19 protein-coding genes are annotated in these 19995 nt (G+C 71.7%); 12 read left to right on the top strand and 7 right to left on the bottom strand.

Translation table 11 applies throughout. The features are described from left to right. Positions 1-141 precede the first annotated feature (141 nt). From ACZ8ZB_RS27465 to ACZ8ZB_RS27420, 10 genes are all read left to right on the top strand, one after another. Positions 142-1839 (top strand): nitrite/sulfite reductase, encoded by a 1698-nt coding sequence (locus ACZ8ZB_RS27465; protein ID WP_470740305.1) that lies wholly within the window; start codon positions 142-144, stop codon positions 1837-1839. Beyond that, entirely contained in the window at positions 1836-2015 is a 180-nt protein-coding gene (locus tag ACZ8ZB_RS27460; RefSeq protein WP_470740304.1) for a hypothetical protein, read from the top strand. Before ACZ8ZB_RS27465 ends, ACZ8ZB_RS27460 begins: the two co-directional genes overlap by 4 nt. Continuing rightward, entirely contained in the window at positions 2012-2722 is a 711-nt protein-coding gene (locus ACZ8ZB_RS27455) for a phosphoadenylyl-sulfate reductase (RefSeq protein WP_470740303.1), read from the top strand. The genes ACZ8ZB_RS27460 and ACZ8ZB_RS27455 overlap by 4 nt, the downstream gene beginning before the upstream one ends. Position 2723: 1 nt before the next feature. Continuing rightward, entirely contained in the window at positions 2724-3293 is a 570-nt protein-coding gene (gene cysC, locus ACZ8ZB_RS27450; protein ID WP_470740302.1) for an adenylyl-sulfate kinase, read from the top strand. After that, entirely contained in the window at positions 3290-4225 is a 936-nt protein-coding gene (gene cysD / locus ACZ8ZB_RS27445; protein ID WP_470740301.1) for a sulfate adenylyltransferase subunit CysD, read from the top strand. The genes cysC and cysD overlap by 4 nt, the downstream gene beginning before the upstream one ends. 2 nt (positions 4226-4227) lie before the next feature. Next, complete coding sequence (locus ACZ8ZB_RS27440; protein WP_470740300.1) at positions 4228-5562, top strand: sulfate adenylyltransferase subunit 1; 1335 nt, start codon at positions 4228-4230, stop codon at positions 5560-5562. Between the two features lie 230 nt (positions 5563-5792). Further along, entirely contained in the window at positions 5793-6896 is a 1104-nt protein-coding gene (locus ACZ8ZB_RS27435; RefSeq protein ID WP_470740299.1) for an aliphatic sulfonate ABC transporter substrate-binding protein, read from the top strand. A 36-nt stretch (positions 6897-6932) separates the two neighbouring features. Beyond that, entirely contained in the window at positions 6933-7721 is a 789-nt protein-coding gene (locus ACZ8ZB_RS27430) for an ABC transporter ATP-binding protein (protein WP_470740298.1), read from the top strand. Then, the gene (locus tag ACZ8ZB_RS27425) at positions 7708-8604 is read left to right on the top strand and encodes an ABC transporter permease (RefSeq protein WP_470740297.1); all 897 of its coding nucleotides are present in this window, start codon (positions 7708-7710) and stop codon (positions 8602-8604) included. Before ACZ8ZB_RS27430 ends, ACZ8ZB_RS27425 begins: the two co-directional genes overlap by 14 nt. A gap of 8 nt (positions 8605-8612) precedes the next feature. Next, positions 8613-9350: a sirohydrochlorin chelatase gene (locus ACZ8ZB_RS27420; RefSeq protein ID WP_470740296.1), complete on the top strand. Its 738-nt coding sequence runs from the start codon at positions 8613-8615 to the stop codon at positions 9348-9350. Between the two features lie 17 nt (positions 9351-9367). Here the strand turns inward: ACZ8ZB_RS27420 and ACZ8ZB_RS27415 are convergent, their stop codons facing one another. Both ACZ8ZB_RS27415 and ACZ8ZB_RS27410 read right to left on the bottom strand, forming a co-directional pair. Then, complete coding sequence (locus ACZ8ZB_RS27415) at positions 9368-9985, bottom strand: DsbA family protein (RefSeq protein ID WP_470740295.1); 618 nt, start codon at positions 9983-9985, stop codon at positions 9368-9370. A gap of 88 nt (positions 9986-10073) precedes the next feature. Next, on the bottom strand, positions 10074-10622 hold the full coding sequence (locus ACZ8ZB_RS27410; protein WP_470740294.1) for a DUF1697 domain-containing protein: 549 nt from the start codon (positions 10620-10622) through the stop codon (positions 10074-10076). A 260-nt stretch (positions 10623-10882) separates the two neighbouring features. Between ACZ8ZB_RS27410 and ACZ8ZB_RS27405 the strand changes: the two genes are divergently transcribed. Beyond that, on the top strand, positions 10883-13132 hold the full coding sequence (locus ACZ8ZB_RS27405; protein WP_470740293.1) for an MMPL family transporter: 2250 nt from the start codon (positions 10883-10885) through the stop codon (positions 13130-13132). A 172-nt stretch (positions 13133-13304) separates the two neighbouring features. Here ACZ8ZB_RS27405 and mgt read toward each other — a convergent pair whose 3' ends face one another. The 5 genes from mgt to ACZ8ZB_RS27380 form a co-directional block, all read right to left on the bottom strand. Next, a complete protein-coding gene (gene mgt / locus ACZ8ZB_RS27400) occupies positions 13305-14498 on the bottom strand; it encodes a macrolide-inactivating glycosyltransferase (RefSeq protein WP_470740292.1) in 1194 nt (397 codons plus the stop codon). 47 nt (positions 14499-14545) lie between these two features. Next, positions 14546-15325: an ErmE/ErmH/ErmO/ErmR family 23S rRNA (adenine(2058)-N(6))-methyltransferase gene (gene erm / locus ACZ8ZB_RS27395; RefSeq protein ID WP_470740291.1), complete on the bottom strand. Its 780-nt coding sequence runs from the start codon at positions 15323-15325 to the stop codon at positions 14546-14548. 277 nt (positions 15326-15602) lie between these two features. Beyond that, positions 15603-16883, bottom strand: a complete 1281-nt coding sequence (locus tag ACZ8ZB_RS27390; protein ID WP_470740290.1) for an ABC transporter substrate-binding protein — start codon at positions 16881-16883, stop codon at positions 15603-15605. Further along, positions 16883-17716 carry a carbohydrate ABC transporter permease gene (locus ACZ8ZB_RS27385; RefSeq protein WP_470740289.1) on the bottom strand — a complete coding sequence of 278 codons (834 nt, stop codon included), beginning with the start codon at positions 17714-17716 and terminating at the stop codon, positions 16883-16885. Before ACZ8ZB_RS27385 ends, ACZ8ZB_RS27390 begins: the two co-directional genes overlap by 1 nt. Further along, on the bottom strand, positions 17713-18651 hold the full coding sequence (locus tag ACZ8ZB_RS27380; protein WP_470740288.1) for a carbohydrate ABC transporter permease: 939 nt from the start codon (positions 18649-18651) through the stop codon (positions 17713-17715). The genes ACZ8ZB_RS27385 and ACZ8ZB_RS27380 overlap by 4 nt, the downstream gene beginning before the upstream one ends. Positions 18652-18833: 182 nt before the next feature. Here ACZ8ZB_RS27380 and ACZ8ZB_RS27375 point away from each other — a divergent pair, with 182 nt between their 5' ends. Continuing rightward, complete coding sequence (locus ACZ8ZB_RS27375) at positions 18834-19697, top strand: phosphotransferase (protein ID WP_470740287.1); 864 nt, start codon at positions 18834-18836, stop codon at positions 19695-19697. The last annotated feature ends 298 nt before the right edge of the window (positions 19698-19995 follow it).

Raw genomic sequence — 19995 nt, 5'->3', positions numbered from 1 at the left:
CCCTCCTCGCCCCACTCCCCGCGCAATGACGCGCACATGGACCCGTGCGTACGCATGCGCAGGTCAGAGCCTCTCGCCGCCCCTCACCGACGGCGCCGCGCGCCGACACCATCCACCGCTGTCCCGAAGGACGTATCAACCATGGCCGCCACCCCGCAGAAGCCTGCCGCGACCTCCCGCCGCAAGGTGAGCCGTCACCGCGGAGAGGGACAGTGGGCTGTGGGGCACCACACCCCACTGAACGGCAACGAGCAGTTCAAGAAGGACGACGACGGTCTCAATGTGCGGACACGCATTGAGACGATCTACTCCAAGCGCGGTTTCGACTCGATCGACCCCAACGACCTGCGCGGCCGGATGCGGTGGTGGGGTCTGTACACCCAGCGCAAGCCCGGGATCGACGGCGGCAAGACCGCGATCCTGGCGCCGGAGGAGCTGGACGACAAGTACTTCATGCTGCGGGTGCGCATCGACGGCGGGGCGCTGACGACCCGGCAACTGCGGGTGATCGGCGAGATCTCGCAGGAGTTCGCGCGCGGCACCGCCGACATCACCGACCGGCAGAACGTCCAGTACCACTGGATCCGGGTCGAGGACGTGCCCGAGATCTGGGAGCGTCTGGAGGGCGTCGGTCTGTCCACGGTCACCGCCTGCGGCGACACCCCCCGCGTGATGATCGCCTCCCCCGTCGCCGGCATCGCCGAGGACGAGATCATCGACGGCACCCCGGCGCTGGAGGAGATGAAGCGCCGCGTCCTGGGCAACAAGGCGTACTCGAACCTGCCCCGCAAGTTCAAGACGGCCATCTCCGGTTCGCCGCTGCTCGACGTGGTGCACGAGATCAACGACGTCGCGTTCGTCGGCGTCCGCCACCCCGAGCACGGACCGGGCTTCGACCTGTGGGTCGGCGGAGGTCTGTCCACCAATCCCAAGCTGGGCGTGCGGCTGGGCGCCTGGGTGCCGATCGAGGACGTCCCCGACGTCTACGAGGGGGTCCTGTCCATCTTCCGCGACTACGGCTACCGCCGGCTGCGCAACCGCGCCCGGCTGAAGTTCCTGGTCGCCGACTGGGGCGCGGAGAAGTTCCGCCAGGTGCTGGAGGACGAGTACCTGGGCGGGCGCAAGCTGATCGACGGACCCGCTCCCGAGCAGCCGGTGCAGCAGTGGCGCGACCACGTCGGTGTGCACCGGCAGAAGGACGGCCGCTACTACGTCGGTTTCGCCCCCCGGGTCGGCCGCGTCGACGGCACCACGCTCACCAAGGTCGCGGACCTCGCGGAGGCGCACGGATCCGGCCGGATCCGTACCACCGTCGAACAGAAGATGATCATCCTCGACGTCGAGGAGGACCGGGTCGACTCCCTCGTGGAGTCCCTGGAGGCGCTGGACCTCAGCGCCCGGCCCTCCTCGTTCCGGCGCGGCACCATGGCCTGCACCGGCATCGAGTTCTGCAAGATCGCCATCGTCGAGACCAAGGCACGCGGCGCCTCGCTGATCGACGAACTCGAGCGCCGCATCCCGGACTTCGACGAGCCGATCACCATCAACCTCAACGGCTGCCCCAACGCCTGCGCCCGTATCCAGGTGGCGGACATCGGTCTCAAGGGCCAGCTGATGACCAACGAGAAGGGCGAGCAGGTCGAGGGCTACCAGGTGCACCTGGGCGGCGCGCTCGGTCTGGAGCCGTCCTTCGGGCGCAAGGTCCGCGGCCTGAAGGTGACCTCCGACGAGCTGCCCGACTACATCGAGCGGGTCCTCAAGCGCTTCCAGGAGGAGCGCGAGGACGGCGAGCGGTTCGCGGCCTGGGTCGGCCGCGCGTCGGACGAGGCCCTGTCGTGAGCGAGCGTGCGGCGCCGTTCCACTGCCCCTACTGCGGCGACGAGGACCTGCGTCCGGGAGAGCAGGGCCACGGGGCCTGGGAGTGCGGCGCGTGCAACCGAGCCTTTCAGCTGAAGTTCCTCGGGCTGCTCGCCCGGGGACCCCGGCGATCCGACACGGGAGGGGACCGGACATGACGGCTGTTCAGGAAGAGCGCACCACCGAGGACCTGAAGGCCCTGGCCGAGCAGGCGGGCCGGGACCTGGAGGACGCCTCCGCCCCGGAGATCCTCCAGTGGGCCGCCGAGACCTTCGGCAAGCGGTTCTGCGTGACCTCCTCGATGGAGGACGCGGTGGTCGCCCACCTCGCCTCCCGCGCGCTGCCCGGCGTCGACGTGGTGTTCCTCGACACCGGCTACCACTTCCCGGAGACCATCGGCACCCGCGACGCGGTGGAGGCCGTGATGGACGTGAACGTCATCACGCTGACCCCGCGGCAGACGGTCGCCGAGCAGGACGCGGAGTACGGCCCGAGGCTGCACGACCGCGACCCCGACCTGTGCTGCAAGCTGCGCAAGGTCCGGCCGCTGGAGGAGGGTCTGAAGGGCTATGTGGCCTGGGCGACCGGCCTGCGCCGCGACGAGTCCCCGACCCGGGCGAACACCCCGGTCGTCGGCTGGGACGAGAAGCGGCGGAAGGTGAAGATCTCCCCCATCGCGAAGTGGTCGCAGGAAGACGTGCAGGCGTACGTCGACGAGCACGGCGTCCTCACGAATCCGCTGCTGACGGACGGCTACGCCTCCGTGGGCTGCGCGCCCTGCACCCGTCGGGTGCTTCAGGGCGAGGACGCGCGCGCCGGCCGCTGGGCGGGGCGCTCCAAGACCGAGTGCGGGCTGCACGGCTGACATGACGACGACCACCGAGATCCAGGAGAACCACGTGACGACCGGAGCCACCGTCTGGCTCACGGGTCTGCCGAGTGCGGGCAAGACCACCATCGCCCACGAGCTGGCGGGCCGGCTGCGCGAGCAGGGCCGCCGGGTCGAGGTGCTCGACGGCGACGAGATCCGCGAGTTCCTCTCCGCGGGCCTCGGCTTCACCCGTGAGGACCGGCACACCAACGTGCAGCGCATCGGCTTCGTCGCCGAACTGCTCGCCCGCAACGGCGTCCTCGCGCTCGTCCCGGTCATCGCGCCGTACGCGGACAGCCGGGACGCGGTCCGGGGGCGGCACGGGGCGAACGGCACGCCGTACGTCGAGGTGCACGTGGCGACCCCGGTCGAGGTGTGCTCCGTACGCGACGTGAAGGGCCTGTACGCCAAGCAGGCCGCGGGCGAACTCACCGGACTGACCGGTGTGGACGACCCCTACGAGGAGCCCGAGAAGCCCGATCTGCGGATCGAGTCCCAGAACCAGACCGTGCAGGAGTCCGCGGCGTCGGTGCACGCCCTGCTCAGCGAAAGGGGACTGGCATGACGACCGTCGCCACCGTCGAAGAGGGGACGGACAACCCGTACGCCCTCTCCCACCTGGACGCCCTCGAGTCCGAGGCGGTGCACATCTTCCGCGAGGTGGCGGGCGAGTTCGAGAAGCCGGTGATCCTGTTCTCCGGCGGCAAGGACTCCATCCTCATGCTGCACCTGGCGCTGAAGGCGTTCGCCCCGGCGCCGGTGCCGTTCTCGCTGCTGCACGTCGACACCGGGCACAACTTCCCCGAGGTCCTGGACTACCGCGACCGCACGGTCGCCAAGCACGGGCTGCGGCTGCACGTCGCCTCCGTGCAGGACTACATCGACCGCGGGGTGCTCAAGGAGCGCCCGGACGGCACCCGCAACCCGCTGCAGACCCTGCCGCTCACCGAGAAGATCCAGAGCGAGAGGTTCGACGCCGTGTTCGGCGGCGGACGCCGCGACGAGGAGAAGGCCCGCGCCAAGGAGCGGGTGTTCTCGCTGCGCGACGAGTTCTCCCAGTGGGACCCGCGCCGCCAGCGCCCCGAACTGTGGAACCTGTACAACGGCCGGCACGCCCCCGGTGAACACGTCCGCGTGTTCCCGTTGTCCAACTGGACCGAGCTGGACGTGTGGCAGTACATCGCCCGCGAGAACATCGAGCTGCCGGAGATCTACTACGCGCACGAGCGCGAGGTGTTCCGCCGCGGCGGCATGTGGCTGACCGCCGGTGGGTGGGGCGGCCCCAAGGACGGCGAGAGGGTCGAGAAGCGGCTCGTGCGCTACCGCACCGTGGGCGACATGTCCTGCACCGGCGCGGTGGACTCCGACGCCGACACCATCGAGAAGGTGATCACCGAGATCGCCGCCTCCCGGCTCACCGAGCGCGGTGCCACCCGCGCCGACGACAAGCTCTCCGAGGCAGCGATGGAAGACCGCAAGCGCGAGGGGTACTTCTAGAGATGAGCACCATCACCACCGAGGAGCTCGCGGCCACCACGCTGCTGCGGTTCGCCACCGCCGGCTCCGTCGACGACGGCAAGTCCACCCTGGTGGGCCGGCTGCTGCACGACTCCAAGTCGGTCCTCACCGACCAGCTGGAGGCCGTGGAGCGCGCGTCGGCAAGCCGCGGCCAGGAGGCGCCCGACCTCGCGCTGCTCACCGACGGCCTGCGGGCCGAGCGGGAGCAGGGCATCACCATCGACGTGGCCTACCGCTACTTCGCCACGGCCCGCCGCCGGTTCATCCTCGCCGACACCCCGGGCCACGTGCAGTACACGCGGAACATGGTCACCGGCGCCTCCACGGCCGAACTGACGGTGATCCTGGTCGACGCCCGCAACGGTGTCGTCGAGCAGACCCGCCGGCACGCCGCCATCGCCGCCCTGCTGCGCGTCCCGCACGTCGTCCTCGCCGTGAACAAGATGGACCTGGTGGACTACCGGGAGTCCGTGTTCGCGGGCATAGCCGAGGAGTTCACGGCGTACGCGACCGAGCTGGGCGTCCCCGAGGTCACCGCGATCCCGATCTCGGCCCTCGTCGGCGACAACGTGGTGGAGCCGTCCGCGCACATGGACTGGTACGGCGGCCCGACCGTGCTGGAGCACCTGGAGACCGTCCCGGTCAGCCACGACCTGGCGCACTGCCACGCGCGGCTGCCCGTGCAGTACGTGATCCGGCCGCAGAGCGCCGAACACCCCGACTACCGGGGCTACGCGGGGCAGATCGCGGCGGGCACCTTCCGGGTGGGCGACGAGGTGACCGTGCTGCCGTCCGGGCGGACCACGACGGTCACCGGGATCGACCTGCTGGGCGAGCCCGTCGACGTCGCCTGGACGCCGCAGTCGGTGACGCTGCTGCTGGCCGACGACATCGACATCTCCCGCGGTGACCTGATCGTCCCCAGCAAGGACGCGCCGGCCACCTCGCAGGACGTCGAGGCCACCGTGTGCCACGTCGCCGACCAGCCGCTGACCGTCGGTCACCGGGTGCTGCTCAAGCACGGCACCCGCACCGTCAAGGCGATCGTGAAGGACATCCCGTCCCGGCTGACGCTGGACGACCTGTCGCTGCACCCGCACCCCGGACAGCTCACCGCCAACGACATCGGCCGGGTGAAGATCCGCACCGCCGAGCCGCTGCCCGCCGACTCCTACGCGGACTCGCGGCGCACCGGCTCGTTCATCCTCATCGACCCCAGCGACGGCACCACGCTCACCGCCGGCATGGTCGGTGAGTCCTTCGCCGCACCGGAGCCCGTCAAGGACGAGGCCGAGGACGACGGGTGGGACTTCTGAGCATGAACTCCACGGATTTCTACTCCGGGTTCGCGAAGGAGGGCGGCCGCGTCGGCAGCGGTGCTCTCGGCAGCGGGCAGGGCGGGGTCGACCGATGTGTGCGCTGACGTACGCGCACCGCTCGCGCGCCCTCACCCCCCACCGCCGTAGACGAAAACCCGCCGACTTCCCGGCCACGGCCTGAGAGACCAGGACCGTGACCGCCGGGCCCTGCGAGAGGAACACCTCCCGTGCCTGCCACGAACGCCCTGCGCCGTACCCTCGCGGTGATAGCCGCGCTTCCGCTGCTCACCCTGGCCGCCTGCGGCTACGGGTCCCAGGCCGAGGACGACGACTCCGCGAAGGTCGCCGCCGGGGCGAAGAAGATCGACGGTCTGGACTCCGTCAGGATCGGTTACTTCGGCAACCTCACCCACGGCACCGCGCTGGTGGGGAACAAGAAGGGCCTGTTCCAGAAGGAACTCGGCGCCACGGAGGCGAAGTACGCGATCTTCAACGCGGGTCCTTCGGAGATCGAGGCGCTCAACTCCGGTTCCATCGACATCGGTTTCATCGGCCCCTCCCCGGCCGTCAACGGCTACACCAAGTCCGGCGGCAGGAACCTGCGCATCATCGGCGGTTCGGCGTCCGGCGGGGTCAAGCTCGTGGTGAACCCGGACAAGGTGAAGTCCCTGAAGGACGTCGGGGGCAAGCGGATCGCGACCCCCCAGCTCGGCAACACCCAGGACGTGGCGTTCCTCAACTGGGCGGCCGAGCAGGGCTGGAAGGTCGACGCCCAGAGCGGCAAGGGCGACGTCACGGTCGTCCGCAGCGACAACAAGGTCACCCCTGACGCGTTCAAGGCCGGGTCGATCGACGGCGCCTGGGTGCCGGAGCCGACCGCGTCGAAGCTGGTCGCGCAGGGCGGCGAGGTGCTGCTGGACGAGGCGTCCCTGTGGCCGGACGAGAAGTTCGTGATCACGAACATCATCGTGCGCCAGGAGTTCCTGGAGAAGCACCCGAAGGCCGTCGAGGCGGTGCTGAGGGCGTCCGTCGAGACCAACCGGTGGATCAACGCCAACCCGGACGAGGCGAAGACCGTCGCCAACGAGCAGTTGGCGGCCGACTCCGGCAAGGCGCTGCCCGCCGAGGTGCTGGACCCGGCGTGGGAGTCGATCACGTTCATCGACGACCCGCTGGCCGCCACGCTCGACGCCCAGGCGGAGCACGCCGTCAAGGCGGGTCTGCTGGAACAGCCGGACCTGGACGGCATCTACGACCTCACGCTGCTCAACGAGGTCCTGAAGGCCGCCGGTGAACCGGCCGTCGACGACGCCGGACTCGGCGCCGAGTAAGCCCGGACCACGAAGAGTTCCCAGGAGGTGACGACCATGGCCACGACCCTCGCCAAGGCCGCCGACGGCATCGGGGCGGCCACGCACGCCGCCCGCATCGAGCACGTCTCGAAGTCGTTCGCGGGCCCCGCCGGACAGCAGCTGGTGCTGGACGACATCAGCCTCGATGTCGCACCCGGTGAGTTCGTCACCCTCCTGGGTGCCTCGGGCTGCGGCAAGTCCACGCTGCTCAACCTGGTCGCGGGGCTCGACCGCCCCACGGCCGGCACGATCAGCACGGACGGGCGGCCGGCCCTGATGTTCCAGGAGCACGCCCTCTTCCCGTGGCTGACCGCGGGCAAGAACATCGAACTCGCCCTGAAGCTGCGGGGCGTGCAGAAGAACGAGCGCCGCGAACGGGCCGAGGAGCTGCTGGAGCTCGTCCGGCTGAAGGGCGCGCACGGCAAGCGGGTGCACGAGCTGTCCGGCGGTATGCGCCAGCGCGTGGCGCTGGCCCGGGCGATCGCCCAGGACAGCCGGCTGCTGCTGATGGACGAGCCGTTCGCGGCGCTGGACGCCATCACGCGGGACGTGCTGCACGACGAGCTGACCAGGATCTGGAACGAGACCCGGCTGTCCGTCCTGTTCGTCACGCACAACGTGCGCGAGGCCGTGCGGCTCGCGCAGCGGGTGGTGCTGCTGTCCTCCCGTCCGGGCCGGATCGCCCGCGAGTGGACGGTGGGCATCCCGCATCCGCGCCGCATCGAGGACACCGCCGTGGCGGAACTGTCCGTCGAGATCACCGAAGAACTCCGTGGGGAGATCCGCCGTCATGGCCAGCACTGAGACGACCGCGAAGGACAAGGACGGGGGCGATCTCGCCGGTCTGGAGGCGGGGCTCGACGCACTGGAGACGGTGCAGACCGGACGCAAGCCGCTGCGCCAGACCTTCGTGGAGAAGATCCTGCCGCCGGTCACCGCCATCGTGCTGGTGCTGGCGGTGTGGCAGGCCCTGGTCTCGTTCGAGATCGTCGACGATCCGACCAAGCTGCCCTCGCCGGGCGCGGTGTGGGGCGTCCTGCGTGAGGCGTGGCTCCAGGGCGAGCTGCTCGGCTACATCTGGACCAGCGTCTCGCGCGGTCTGCTCGGCTTCTTCTTCGCGCTGCTGATCGGCACCCCGCTGGGGCTGCTGGTGGCGCGGGTGAAGTTCGTGCGCGCGGCGATCGGGCCGATCCTGTCCGGGCTGCAGTCGCTGCCGTCGGTGGCGTGGGTGCCGCCGGCGGTGATCTGGCTGGGTCTGAACAACCAGATGATGTACGCCGTCATCCTGCTCGGCGCGGTCCCCTCGATCGCCAACGGTCTGGTCTCCGGAGTCGACCAGGTGCCCCCGCTGTTCCTGCGGGCCGGCCGCACCCTGGGCGCGACCGGGCTGAAGGGCACCTGGCACATCGTGCTGCCGGCCGCGCTGCCGGGTTATGTGGCGGGCCTGAAGCAGGGCTGGGCGTTCTCCTGGCGTTCGCTGATGGCCGCGGAGATCATCGCGTCCTTCCCCGACCTCGGCGTGGGCCTCGGCCAGCTCCTGGAGAACGGCCGCAACGCCAGCGACATGGCCATGGTCTTCGAGGCCATCCTGCTGATCCTGACCGTCGGCATCGCCATCGACCTGCTGATCTTCAGTCCGCTGGAGCGGTGGGTGCTGCGCAGCCGCGGTCTGCTGGTGAAGGGCTGAGGAACACCATGCGCCGTCCGGTACTTCTCGTCGTCGCCCACGGCAGCCGCGATCCGCGGCACGCCGCGACCGTGCACGAACTGGTGCGGCGGGTGCGGTCGCTGCGGCCGGGGCTGCGGGTGGAGACCGGGTTCCTGGACTTCAACGTCCCTGGCGTCCAGGGGGTGCTGGAGTCCCTGGACGCGGAGGGCGTCCGCGACGTGGTCGCCCTTCCGCTGCTGCTGACCCGCGCCTTCCACGCCAAGTCGGACATCCCGGCGGTGCTGGCCCAGGCGCCGCCGCGGCTGCGGATCCGCCAGGCCGAGGTGCTGGGCCCGTCCCCGCTCCTGACGTCGGCGCTGGAGCGCCGGCTGTACGAGGCGGGCCTGACGCCCGCCGACAAGTCCTCGACCGGGGTCGTGCTGGCCTCGGCGGGGTCCTCCGACCCGGAGGCGATCGCAGTGATCGCAGCAATCGCGCGGGAGTGGCGGCACACCGGTTGGTGCGCCGTGCGGCCTGCGTTCGCCTCCGCATCCCTGCCCCGCACCGAGCAGGCGGTACGCGAACTGCGCGCCCTCGGCTGCGCTCGCGTCGCCGTCGCGCCGTACGTCCTGGCCCCCGGCTTTCTCCCGGACCGGATCGCCCGGGGCGCGGCCGGTGCGGACGTCCTCGCGGACGTGCTGGGTCCCGCGCCGGAGGTGGCGCGGGTCCTGCTGGAGCGGTACGACGAGGCGCGGGTACCGCTGCTCGCGGCGGTCGGCGCCTGAACCGTCGGCTCCGCCCCTCAGTCGAAGGACAGGCCGCCCGTCCGGGTCCGCTTCAGCTCGAAGAAGTCGGGGTCGCCGGCCAGCACCCGGAAGCTGTCGAAGAGTTCGGCCGCCCGCTCGCCGCGGGGGATGGCCCGCAGCACGGGTCCGAACCACACCGTGCCGTCGACGTGGAGGGTGGGCGTTCCCACGTAGGCGCCGGTGTCCGCCTCGGCGCCCGCCTCGTGGCTGCGGCGCACGGCGTCGTCGTGCGCCGGGTCGTGCGCGGCGGCGGCCAGGTCGGCGGGCAGGCCGAGTTCGGCGAGGGACTCGGCGATCACGGTGTCGAAGTCCTTGACGCCACGGTCGTGGATGCGGGTGCCGAAGGCGGTGTACAGGTCCCGCAGCACCTCCTCGCCGTGCCGTTCGGCGGCGGCCACCGCCACCCGGACCGGGCCGATCGAGCGGTCGACCAGGTCCCGGTACCAGTCGGGCAGTTCGTTGCCGAGGTTGTGCAGGTAGAGGCTCATCACGCGGAAGCGCAGGTCGAGGGGGCGTTCGCGGTCGACCTCCAGCAGCCAGCGGGAGGTGATCCAGGCGAAGGGACAGGCGGGGTCGAACCAGCAGTCGACGCGGGTGGGTGATCGGTCGCTCATGCCGTCGACCGTACGTGCGGCGGGGAGCGGACGCCTGGTCCACTTCGGCGCCTCGCCACTGGTCCACTTCCGTCGGCGCTCCGGCACGTCAGTCCCCGGTGAGCTCCACGAGCTTCGTCACCGTGTTCCAGTTGCGGCTGGTGGCGACGACGCCCCTGGTGAGGCGCGGCCTGGAGAGGTGCTCGGCGAGTTTGGAGCGGCCCAGGCCGTTCGGGGCGCAGAGGTAGAGCGCGCGGTCGCCGAGGCTGAACTCCTCGGGCCGGTAGGCGTCCGGGTCGATCTCGGCGAAGCGGTCGGGGGTGACGGGCGCGGAGAAGTACGTGACGTGGAGCTGCTTGGGCTCCAGTTCGCCGGCCGGATACGGGCAGGCCTCCACGATCCCCCTCAGATAGGCGTGGTCGCGCACGATCACGTCCACGGCGAAGCCGAAGTGCCGCTCGATCGCCTCCGACACTCCTGCGGCCAGCGACTCCTCGTCGCCGTGCGCGGCGGTGAACACCGCCTGGCCGCTCTGCAGGTGGGTGCGCACCCCGTCGTGGCCGAGCCCTTCCATGAGGGTCCGCAGTTCGGCCATCGGCACTTTCCTGCCGCCGCCCACGTTGATCCCGCGCAGCAGTGCCGCGTATCTCGTCGCCATGCCGCACAGCCTAGGACGGCCGCTCCGCGGGAAGGGGCGCGACGGCGGACCCGCACCCTGATCACCGGCCCCGACATCCCGGGGTGGGTGTAAGGGGCCACTGTCCTCCTCAATGAGGAAGAGGCGGGCGCCGATGGGATGACCCGGGGCCCTCGGGCTTCACCGGACAGCACGACGAGACGGGCTTATCCGGCCCCTACCTTCGAAAGGGTCAGGTGGCGGCAGGGGGCCGCTGCCGAACACGAGGGAGCGAGCCCGTCATGGGGACCGGAGAATCACGGGTGCGGGGCCTCGCCGCCCGGGCCGGCGGCTGGAGCGCCCGGCACCGCTGGGCGGCCGTCGGCATCTGGGTGCTGTTCGTCGTGCTGGCGATGGGACTCGGTTCGGCCGCGGGCCGGGTCGACGTCGGCGACAGCGATCAGCTCAAAGGAGAGACCAGTACGGCCGCCCGCATCATCGAGGACGCCGGCATCGAGGAGCCGGCCGGTGAGACCGTGCTCGTCCAGGCGAAGGACGACGGCCTCACGGCCACGGACGAGGAGTTCCGGTCGGCGGTCACCGCGGTCGTCACGGCCGTCGGGAGGACCGGCGAGGTGACCGCGGTGACCTCGCCGTACGAGAGCGGCACCATCTCGAAGGACGGGCGCAGCGCGCTGGTCCAGTTCGACATGCGGGGCGACTCGGACACCGCCGGTGAGCGGGTCGAGCCGGTGCTGAACGCCGTGGAGGAGGTCCAGCGGGACCACGAGTCGCTGCGGATCGAGGAGATCGGCGGCGCCAGCATGATGAAGACGTTCGACGACGCGTTCGGCGACGACTTCAAGAAGGCCGAGTACTCCGCGGTGCCGGTGGCCCTCGGCATCCTGCTGATCGCGTTCGGCGCGCTGGTGGCGGCGCTGCTGCCGGTGGCGCTGGCGATCACCGCGATCATGGCGACGATGGGTCTGATGGGCCTGGTCAGCCATCTGCAGCCGATGAGCGAGACCGCGAACTCGGTGATGCTGCTGGTGGGCCTGGCCGTCGGGGTCGACTACTGCCTGTTCTACCTGCGTCGTGAGCGTGAGGAGCGGGCGGCCGGACGGGACGCGCAGACCGCGCTGCGGATCGCCGCCGCCACCAGCGGCCGCGCGATCGTCGTCTCCGGTGTCACGGTGTGCGTGGCCATGGCGGGCATGCTGTTCACCGGGCTCGCCGAGTTCGAGGCGATGGGCCTGGCCTCGCTGATGGTCGTGGCGGTCGCGATGGTCGGCTCCGTCACCGTGCTGCCCGCGCTGCTCTCGCTGCTGGGCGAGCGGGTGGAGAAGGGCAGGGTTCCGTTCCTGCGCAGGCGGCGGGCCGGCAAGGGCGACGACAGCCGGTTCTGGTCGGCCGTACTGAAGCGGGTGCTCGCCAAGCCGGTGCTGTCGGTCGTGGTGGCGACCGGTGCGCTGCTGGCGGTGGCCGCCCCGGCCATCGGGATGAAGACGCAGAACCTCACGCTCGACCAGGAGTTCGGCGACTCGCTGCCGATCGTGCAGACGTACAACCGGGTCAACGACGCCTTCCCGGGCGGCACCGAGCCGGCCGAGGTGGTCGTCAAGGCGGACGACATCAACGCACCCGAGGTGAAGTCCGCGCTCGCCGCCTTCCGTGAGCAGGCGATCAGTTCGGGGGCCTCGCGCGGCCCGGTCGAGATCAAGCTGCACGACCAGCGGAACGTCGCCTTCGTCTACGTGCCCCTGGTGGGCGGCTCCGACCAGGACAAGGCGGGCGAGAGCCTGGACAGGCTGCGCGACGAGGTACGGCCCGCCACGCTCGGCGAGGTCGACGGCGTCGAGGCGCCGATCACCGGGCAGGTCGCCGGGAACAAGGACTTCAACGACCAGCTGGTCGGCTCCGTCGTCCCGGTCTTCGCCTTCGTGGTGGTCTTCGCCTTCCTGGTGATGCTGCTGTCGTTCCGCTCGCTGACGGTCGCGCTCACCTCGATCGTGCTGAACCTGCTGTCGGTGGGCGCCGCGTACGGCATCCTCGTGGCGGTCTTCCAGCACGGCTGGGGCGCGTCCCTGGTGGGCGCGGAGGGCGTCGGCGCGATCATCACGTGGCTGCCGCTGTTCCTCTTCGTGATCCTGTTCGGCCTGTCGACGGACTACCACGTGTTCGTGGTCTCCCGGATCCGCGAGGCCCGGCTGCGGGGCCGTACGACGCGGGACGCGGTGCAGCACGGGGTGGTCACCACGGCCGGCGTGGTCACCAGTGCCGCGGTCATCATGGTCGCCGTGTTCGGGATCTTCGGAACGCTGTCCATGCAGTCCATGAAGCAGATGGGCGTGGGCCTGGCGGCGGCGGTGCTGATCGACGCGACGGTCATCCGGGGTGTGCTGCTGCCCGCGGTGATGACGCTGCTCGGCGAGCGCAACTGGTACCTGCCGAAGTGGCTGCACCGGATGCCCGACCTGACCCACGACGAGTCGCCGGAGGCGGTGGCGCCGCCGACGTCGCGGGACGACGAGGGCGAGCGGGTGCCGGTGTGATCCGGTAGGCGCGGCGAGGCCCGGCGGTTTTCCGCCGGGCCCTTCTTCGTGCGCAGGGGCGGAGGTCACGCTGCCCGGCGTTTTCGGGGTGCCTCCCCCGCTCTCGGCCGCGCTCGAGCGGGAGGTACCCCCACCGCCCGCCCGTGCCGCCCTGCGGCACGACTGTCCGCAGTCAGGCGGGCAGCTCCGCCTCGATGAGGTCGGCCGCCCGGCGCGTACCGCCCTCCTCCGCCATCTCCGCCTGGATGTCCTTCAGCCGCCGGGCGACCTGCGGGTCGTCGACGAGGTCGAGGGCCGCCGCCCTCAGCACCTCGGCGTTCGCCCCGTCCGCCGGAACGTGCCGGGCCACCCCGAGCCCCTGGAGCATGTCCGCGTTGCCGAACTGGTCCACGGCCTGCGGTACGGCGATCATCGGCGTGGCCGTGGCCAGCCCCTCCTGGCTGCCGCCGGCCCCGGCGTGGGTGACGAACAGGTCGGCCTGCTTCAGGATCGCGAGCTGCGGCACCCAGGACCGCACCTCGACGTTCTCCGGCACGTCCCCCAGTTCGGCGGGGTCGACGTGCCGGCCGACCTGGAGCACCAGGTGCCAGCCGGGCAGGTCCGCGAACGCCTTGACGCACTCCCGGTAGAAGGCCGGCTGCTTGGTGAAGGACGATCCGAGCGACACCAGCACGACCTTCTCGGCCCCGGCGGGCCGCTGCCAGTCACCCTCGGCGCTCCGGTCGCCCTGGCAGGCCCCGACGAAGGAGTACACGCTCCCGTCGACCCGGTCGGCGTTCGGCTGGAGCGCCCTGGGGATCAGGACGATCGAGCGGGCGGGGCGGCCCACGAAGTCGTCCGGGTGCACGGTGATCCCGTTCTCCTCCAGCCAGGCGTGGAAGCGGGCATAGTACGCCTGCCCCCGTTCGGTCTTCCTCGGCTCCTCCCACATCGGCTCGGCGACCTCCTTCTCGTACCCGTCCCAGGCGACGAGGTTCGGCGAGAGGGAGACCGCGGGCACGCCCCAGCGGTGGGCGAGCACGCGGGCCGGGTAGGAGGTGATGTCGTGCAGGACGAGGTCGGGGGTGTCGCCCTCGTAGGCCTCGACGAGCTGCGGGAGCGCCTGGATCGCGTCGTTCAGGAACGGCTCCACGTTGTCCAGCAGCGTGGAGCCCCAGGCCTCCGGGTCGTCGTCGGGGCCGGGCAGCGTGCTGTTCCACGGCTTGGGTTCGGCGCCCGTCTCCGCGACCTTCTCGGCGAACAGCGGCGGGATCGCGTACGTGACCCGGTGGCCGCGCGCCACGAGCTCGCGGATCACCTCGAGGCTCGGGTTCACGTGGCCGTGGGCGGCGATGGAGAACATGGCGATGTGCGCGGGAGTGGTCATGCCGGAACCATAGGCGAGACGATACGTCTCGTGCAACACGTGTGCGATCACGGGGCCAGCGCCTCGTGCAGCCGCAGCCACCGCTCGGGCGCCACCTCGCCCACCAGCACCCCGGAGTCCAGCCGCGCCGCCCGGAACGCGGCGTCCACCCTCCGCCGGGGATGCGCCCGGCGCAGAGAGGCGTGCAGCGAGCCGCCGGCCCCGGAGAAGCCCAGCTCCACCAGGCTCCGCCAGCCGTCGGTCGCGGTGGCGTCGAGCAACGGGGTCCGACGGCGTTCGATGCGGACGACACCGGCGTCGACCCGGGGCACGGGCCGGAAGGAACGCCGGCCGACCCGGGCGAGCAGCCGCCACTCGTAGCGGGGCCAGGTCAGCACCGTGAGACGGGTCCACCTGCCGTAGTCGCCTGTGCGCTTGCGGGCGTACTCGAGCTGGGTCAGGAGGGTGGCGTCGGTGAGCCGGGGTGCGCGCAGGCACCAGTCGACGACGGCCGCGGTGCGGGAGAACGGCACGTTCCCGGCGACGGAGAACGGTGTGCGCGGCGGGCGCGCGGCGAGGAAGTCGGCGCCGACGACGCGGACGTGGGGCGCGGCGGAGAAACGGCCGCGCAGCGCGGGCACGAGCCGAGGGTCGATCTCGTAGGCGTGCAGCTCCCGGCAGAGCGGGGCGAGGGCGTCGGTCAACGCGCCCTTTCCCGCGCCGACTTCGAGCAGCAGCGGGGCGGACCCGCCGTGCGGGACGGCGAGGCGGGCGAAGCGCCGGGCGGTGGCGCGATCGGTGAGGAAGTTCTGCGAGAGCGCGCGGGATGCGGAGGTGGTGCGGGCCATGGCCTGCGGTCCTTGTCTTCCGTGAAGGGGAAAAGGGCAGACGAACGCCCTGACCGGAAGACGGAGGAGGGAAGGGGGAGGCGTGCGAACCGCGGCCGCGCCGGCTCAGCGGGCGTGGCTCCCCGGACCGGTCAGGGCTCCGGGGCCACGACGCATCCGGGTGGAATACGTGCAGCCCCGGCCGGGACCGGAGTCGAAGATCGCGTTGAACGCTGCCACGGAGTGCACGCTAGGCGGCGCGCGCGACGGCGTGCAACGGGTTTTCGGACGGCCGCGCTCAGCGCTGGTAGCGGGCCAGGACCAGGTTGCCGTCCTCCTCCAGCCGCTCACGCAGCTCGTCGAGGCCGATCGCGCCGCTGTAGTACTCCTGGAACGCCGGGGTGGCGACCTTGTCCTTCCATTCGGGGTAGCCCCGTACGGTCTGTGCGGGGGCCGGGCGCAGCTGGGCGGCGAGGGCCGTGCCGGTGGCCCAGCCGTGTTCGGCGGTGTGCAGGGCGGGGTCGGCGAGAGCCCGGCTGCCGGTGGGCAGCATCCAGTCGCCGAGGGCGAGCCGGACCATGTTCTCCGGCCGGAGCAGGAAGTCGAGGAAGGCCACGGCCTCCTTCTTGTGCGGGCAGTCCTCGGCGACGGAGAGGGTCTGCGGGCTGACGCCCTGGGTGAGTCCGCCGGTTCCGGCCGGGGCGGGCAGCACCTGCCAGTCGAAGCCCTCCGGCGCCTGCTGGACGATCTGCTGGCGGTAGGAGAAGCCGAGCGGCACCATCGCGTACGTGCCGGCGAAGAAGCCGGGCAGGGTGTCGGAGCCGCCGCTGCCGAGCGTGGTGGGCGAGGCGCTGCGATCGGTGTTCACCTGCTCGTGGACGGTGCGCGGGACGGTCTCGTCGCCCTCCTCGAACCGCACGGTCACCCTGCCGTCGTCGCCCCGGTGGAACAGCCGTCCGCCTGCGGAGAGGGAGAGGTTGAGCGTGGCGGACACGGGCTCCTTGAGCGGCCAGGCCACCCCGTATGTCCCGTCGCCGCTGAGCCGCTTCGTGATGTGACGAAACTCGTCCCAGCTCCAGGGGTGTTCGGGGGTCGGTACGCGGACACCGGACTCCTTCAGCCAGGTGGCGTTGGCGACGAGCACGCGCGGTTCCTGGAGGAAGGGCACGCCGTAGACACCGTCGCCGAAGGTGACGGTCTCCCAACTGCGGGGCGGGATGTCGGACTTCAGCCGCCCGGGCAGCAGGTCCGTCAGATCGGCCAGGTAGCCGCCGTAGGCGAAGTCGGCCAGGTCGTCGGAGGCGTCGTGGATGACGTCGGGGGCCTCGCCGCCCTCGAAGGAGGTGAGGAGCTGGTCGTGGACGCTGTCCCAGCTGCCCTGGACGTACTCCACCCGGACGCCCGGGTGGGAGGCGTTCCACTCCTCGACGAGTTCCTCGGTGGCCTCGACGGACTCCTCCTGCCAGGCCAGGGACTGGAACCGCAGGGTGATCCGGCCGTCGTCGCGGGTGCCGCCGGAGGAGCAGCCCGCGAGGAGCAGGGCGAGGGCGAGCGCCGCCCCCAGGATTCTGGCCCGCATCAGCTCTTCACCGCCCCGGCGAGCATGCCGCCCGTGATCCGCCGCTGGATGATCGCGAAGACGACCAGGGAGGGCAGCGTCGCGAGGAACGCGGCGGCCGCCAGCGGGCCGAGGTCGGCGACTCCCTCGGCGCCGATGAAGTGGGTGAGGACGACCGGCAGGGTCTGTTTCTCCGGGGTCTTGAGCAGGACGAGGGCGAAGAAGAACTCGTTCCACGCGCTGACGAAGGCGAACAGCGCGGTCGCCACGATCCCCGGCGCGAGCAGCGGTGCGGTCACCGACACCAGGGTCCGCAGCCGCCCGGCGCCGTCGACGGCCGCCGCCTCCTCCAGCTCGGCCGGCACGGCGCGGACGTAGCCGGTGAGCATCCACAGGGCGAAGGGCAGCGCCCAGACCACGTAGACCAGCACCAGACCGGGCACGGAGTCGATCAGTCGCAGGTTCTTCAGCACCAGGAACAGCGGGATGATCAGCAGCACGAACGGAAACGCCTGGCTGACCACCACCCAGCCGGTGGCGGCCCGGGCGAGCGCGGTACGGTGACGCGCCATCACGTAGGCCATGGGGGTAGCGATGACGACGGCGACCACGGCCGCCGCGAGCGCGGCGAGCAGGGAGTTGAGGGCGGCCCGCGGCAGTGGCTGTTCCTCGAAGGCCTGACGGAAGTTGGCGAGGGTGGGGTCCTGGGGAATCCAGGTCGGATGCAGACCGGCCAGCTCCGCCGGCGGCTTGAACGCCGTCGAGACCAGCCAGAGGAACGGGAAGGCGAGGAAGACGAGATACGCGAGCAGCGCGGCGTACTGGCCGGCGCGGGCGCCGGTGGAGGTCCTCATCTCTCGTCACCTCCCCGGAGCCGGCCGGCGAGGAAGACGGCCAGCGCGATCGAGACGGCGGCGACCATGACGCAGCCCATCGCCGCCGCGTAGCCGAACTGCCCGTAGCGGAAGGCCTCTTCGTAGGCGAAGAGCATGGGCAGCCGGGTGCGTCCGCCGGGACCGCCGTTGGTCAGCACGTAGACCAGGGCGAAGGAGTTGAAGTTCCAGATCAGGTTGAGTGCCGTGACGGCGAGGGCGACGGGGCGGAGGGCGGGCCAGGTGACCGTCCGGAAGCGGCGCCAGGCGCCGGCGCCGTCGACCGCCGCCGCCTCGTGCAGCTCGCGCGGGGTGTTCTGGAGCCCGGCGAGCAGCGCGACCGTGGTCTGGGGCATTCCGGCCCACACCCCGACGACGATCACCGCGGGCAGGGCGGTGGCGAGCCCGCTGAGCCAGTCCCGGCCGTCACCGAGGCCGAGGTCGCGCAGCGTCTCGTTGAGGATGCCGGCGTCGGGGTTGTAGACGATCCGCCACATGATGCCGACGACGACCTCGGGCATCGCCCAGGGGACGATCGCCAGGGCGCGGGCGAGCCAGCGCAGCTTCAGGTCCTGGTTCAGCAGCAGGGCGAGGCCGAGCGCGAGCAGGAACTGCGGCACCGTCACCCCGACGGCCCAGACCAGGCCGATACGGAACGACTCCCAGAACAGGGTGTCCTGCAGCAGGTCCTGGAAGTTGAGGGTGCCGATCCACCGCGTGGGCTCGGTGCGCCCGGACTGGGCGTCGGTGAAGGCCAGCAGGACGCCGTGGAGCAGCGGGCCGACGCTGAGGAGGAGGATCGGGAGCAGCGCGGGCAGCACCAGGAACCAGGGGCCGTGGTCGACGGCCCGCCCGGTTCTGCGGCCCGGGCCGGGTGCGCGGGGCGCCGGTCTCCTCACCTCGGTCACCGGTGTCACGGAATCAGCCCCTTCGCGCGGCGCGGGCGGCCCAGGTCATGGTCGTGAAGGTGGTCCGCCTCGTCAAGACACCGCGCACACCGCCGTCACCTGTGCGAATGCGACACTGGCCGACGGACCGCCGGATCCCGGCGGTCGGACGGGACCGGTGATCGGGCGTGGACGGACACGGAGGCGGACGGATGGACGAGGCACGGGCGCGGGACGTGCTGGCGGCGGCCGGGGTGCTGCCCGGTGCGGCGGCGGACGCGCGGCTGCTCGCCCTCGGGGAGAACGCGGTGTTCACCGCCGGCGGCCTGGCCGTCAAGGTGGGCCGGGACGCCGAGCTGCTGGAGCGGGCCCGCCGGGAGCTGGCCGTCGCGGGGTGGCTGGCGGAGGAGGGCGTGCCGGCGGTGCGGGCGGCCGAGCCGGAGGCGCTGCTGGTCGACGGGCACCCGGTGACCGTGTGGCACCGGCTGCCGGAGGCGGTGCGGCCCGCCGAACCCCGGGATCTGGCCGAACTGCTGCGACTGGTCCACGCACTGCCCGCTCCCCCCTTCGCACTGCCGCCCCGCGAGCTGCTGGGCGGTGTGGAGCGCTGGCTGCGGCTGGCGGGCGACGCGATCGCCCCCGCGGACGCGGCGTACCTGCGCGAGCGGCGTGACGGCTTCGCGGCGGCCGCGGCGGCGCTGACGCCCGAGCTGCCGCGGGGGCCCATCCACGGGGACGCGCTGCCCCGGAACGTGTACATCGGGCCGGATGGGCCGGTCCTGACCGACCTGGAGACCTTCTCCACCGATCTGCGCGAGCACGACCTGGTGGTCATGGCCCTCTCCCACGACCGCTACGGGCTGCCGGACGAGGCGTACGCGTCCTTCACCGCCGCCTACGGCTGGGACGTGCGCGCCTGGGAGGGCTGCTCGGTGCTGCGCGGCGCGCGGGAGACCGCCAGCTGCGCCTGGGTCGCCCAGCACGCCCCGGGCAACCCCGGGGCGCTGGCCGAGTTCGAACGCCGGGTGGCGTCCCTGCGCGACGGGGACGAGAGCGTGCGCTGGTATCCCTTCTGACCCGGACCGCGCGGCGCGCCGGACCCGCTCGCCCGCCGGCTCCCGCGGCGGCCACAGGGATCGACCGTTTGGCCGTTCGCGAGCCACGGATACCCGGCCTTGCCCACTTCGGCCCGGAGCCGGCCGTGGAAGGCCACGGCCTGGGCGGGCTCTTCCCGCCCGGTCCCAGCGGATTCCACGACGGCGCGGGGATTCCCCCGTCGTCACCGTCGGACAGGAGATCTCGGCCGAGATCCTCGACGTCGATCCCACCCGGCGGCGCATCACTCTCTCCCACCTGCAGGCCCTCACACGCGGA

The sequence above is a fragment of the Streptomyces sp. 12E genome, from assembly GCF_055633275.1.
This window is presented reverse-complemented; position numbering and strand designations above follow the sequence as displayed.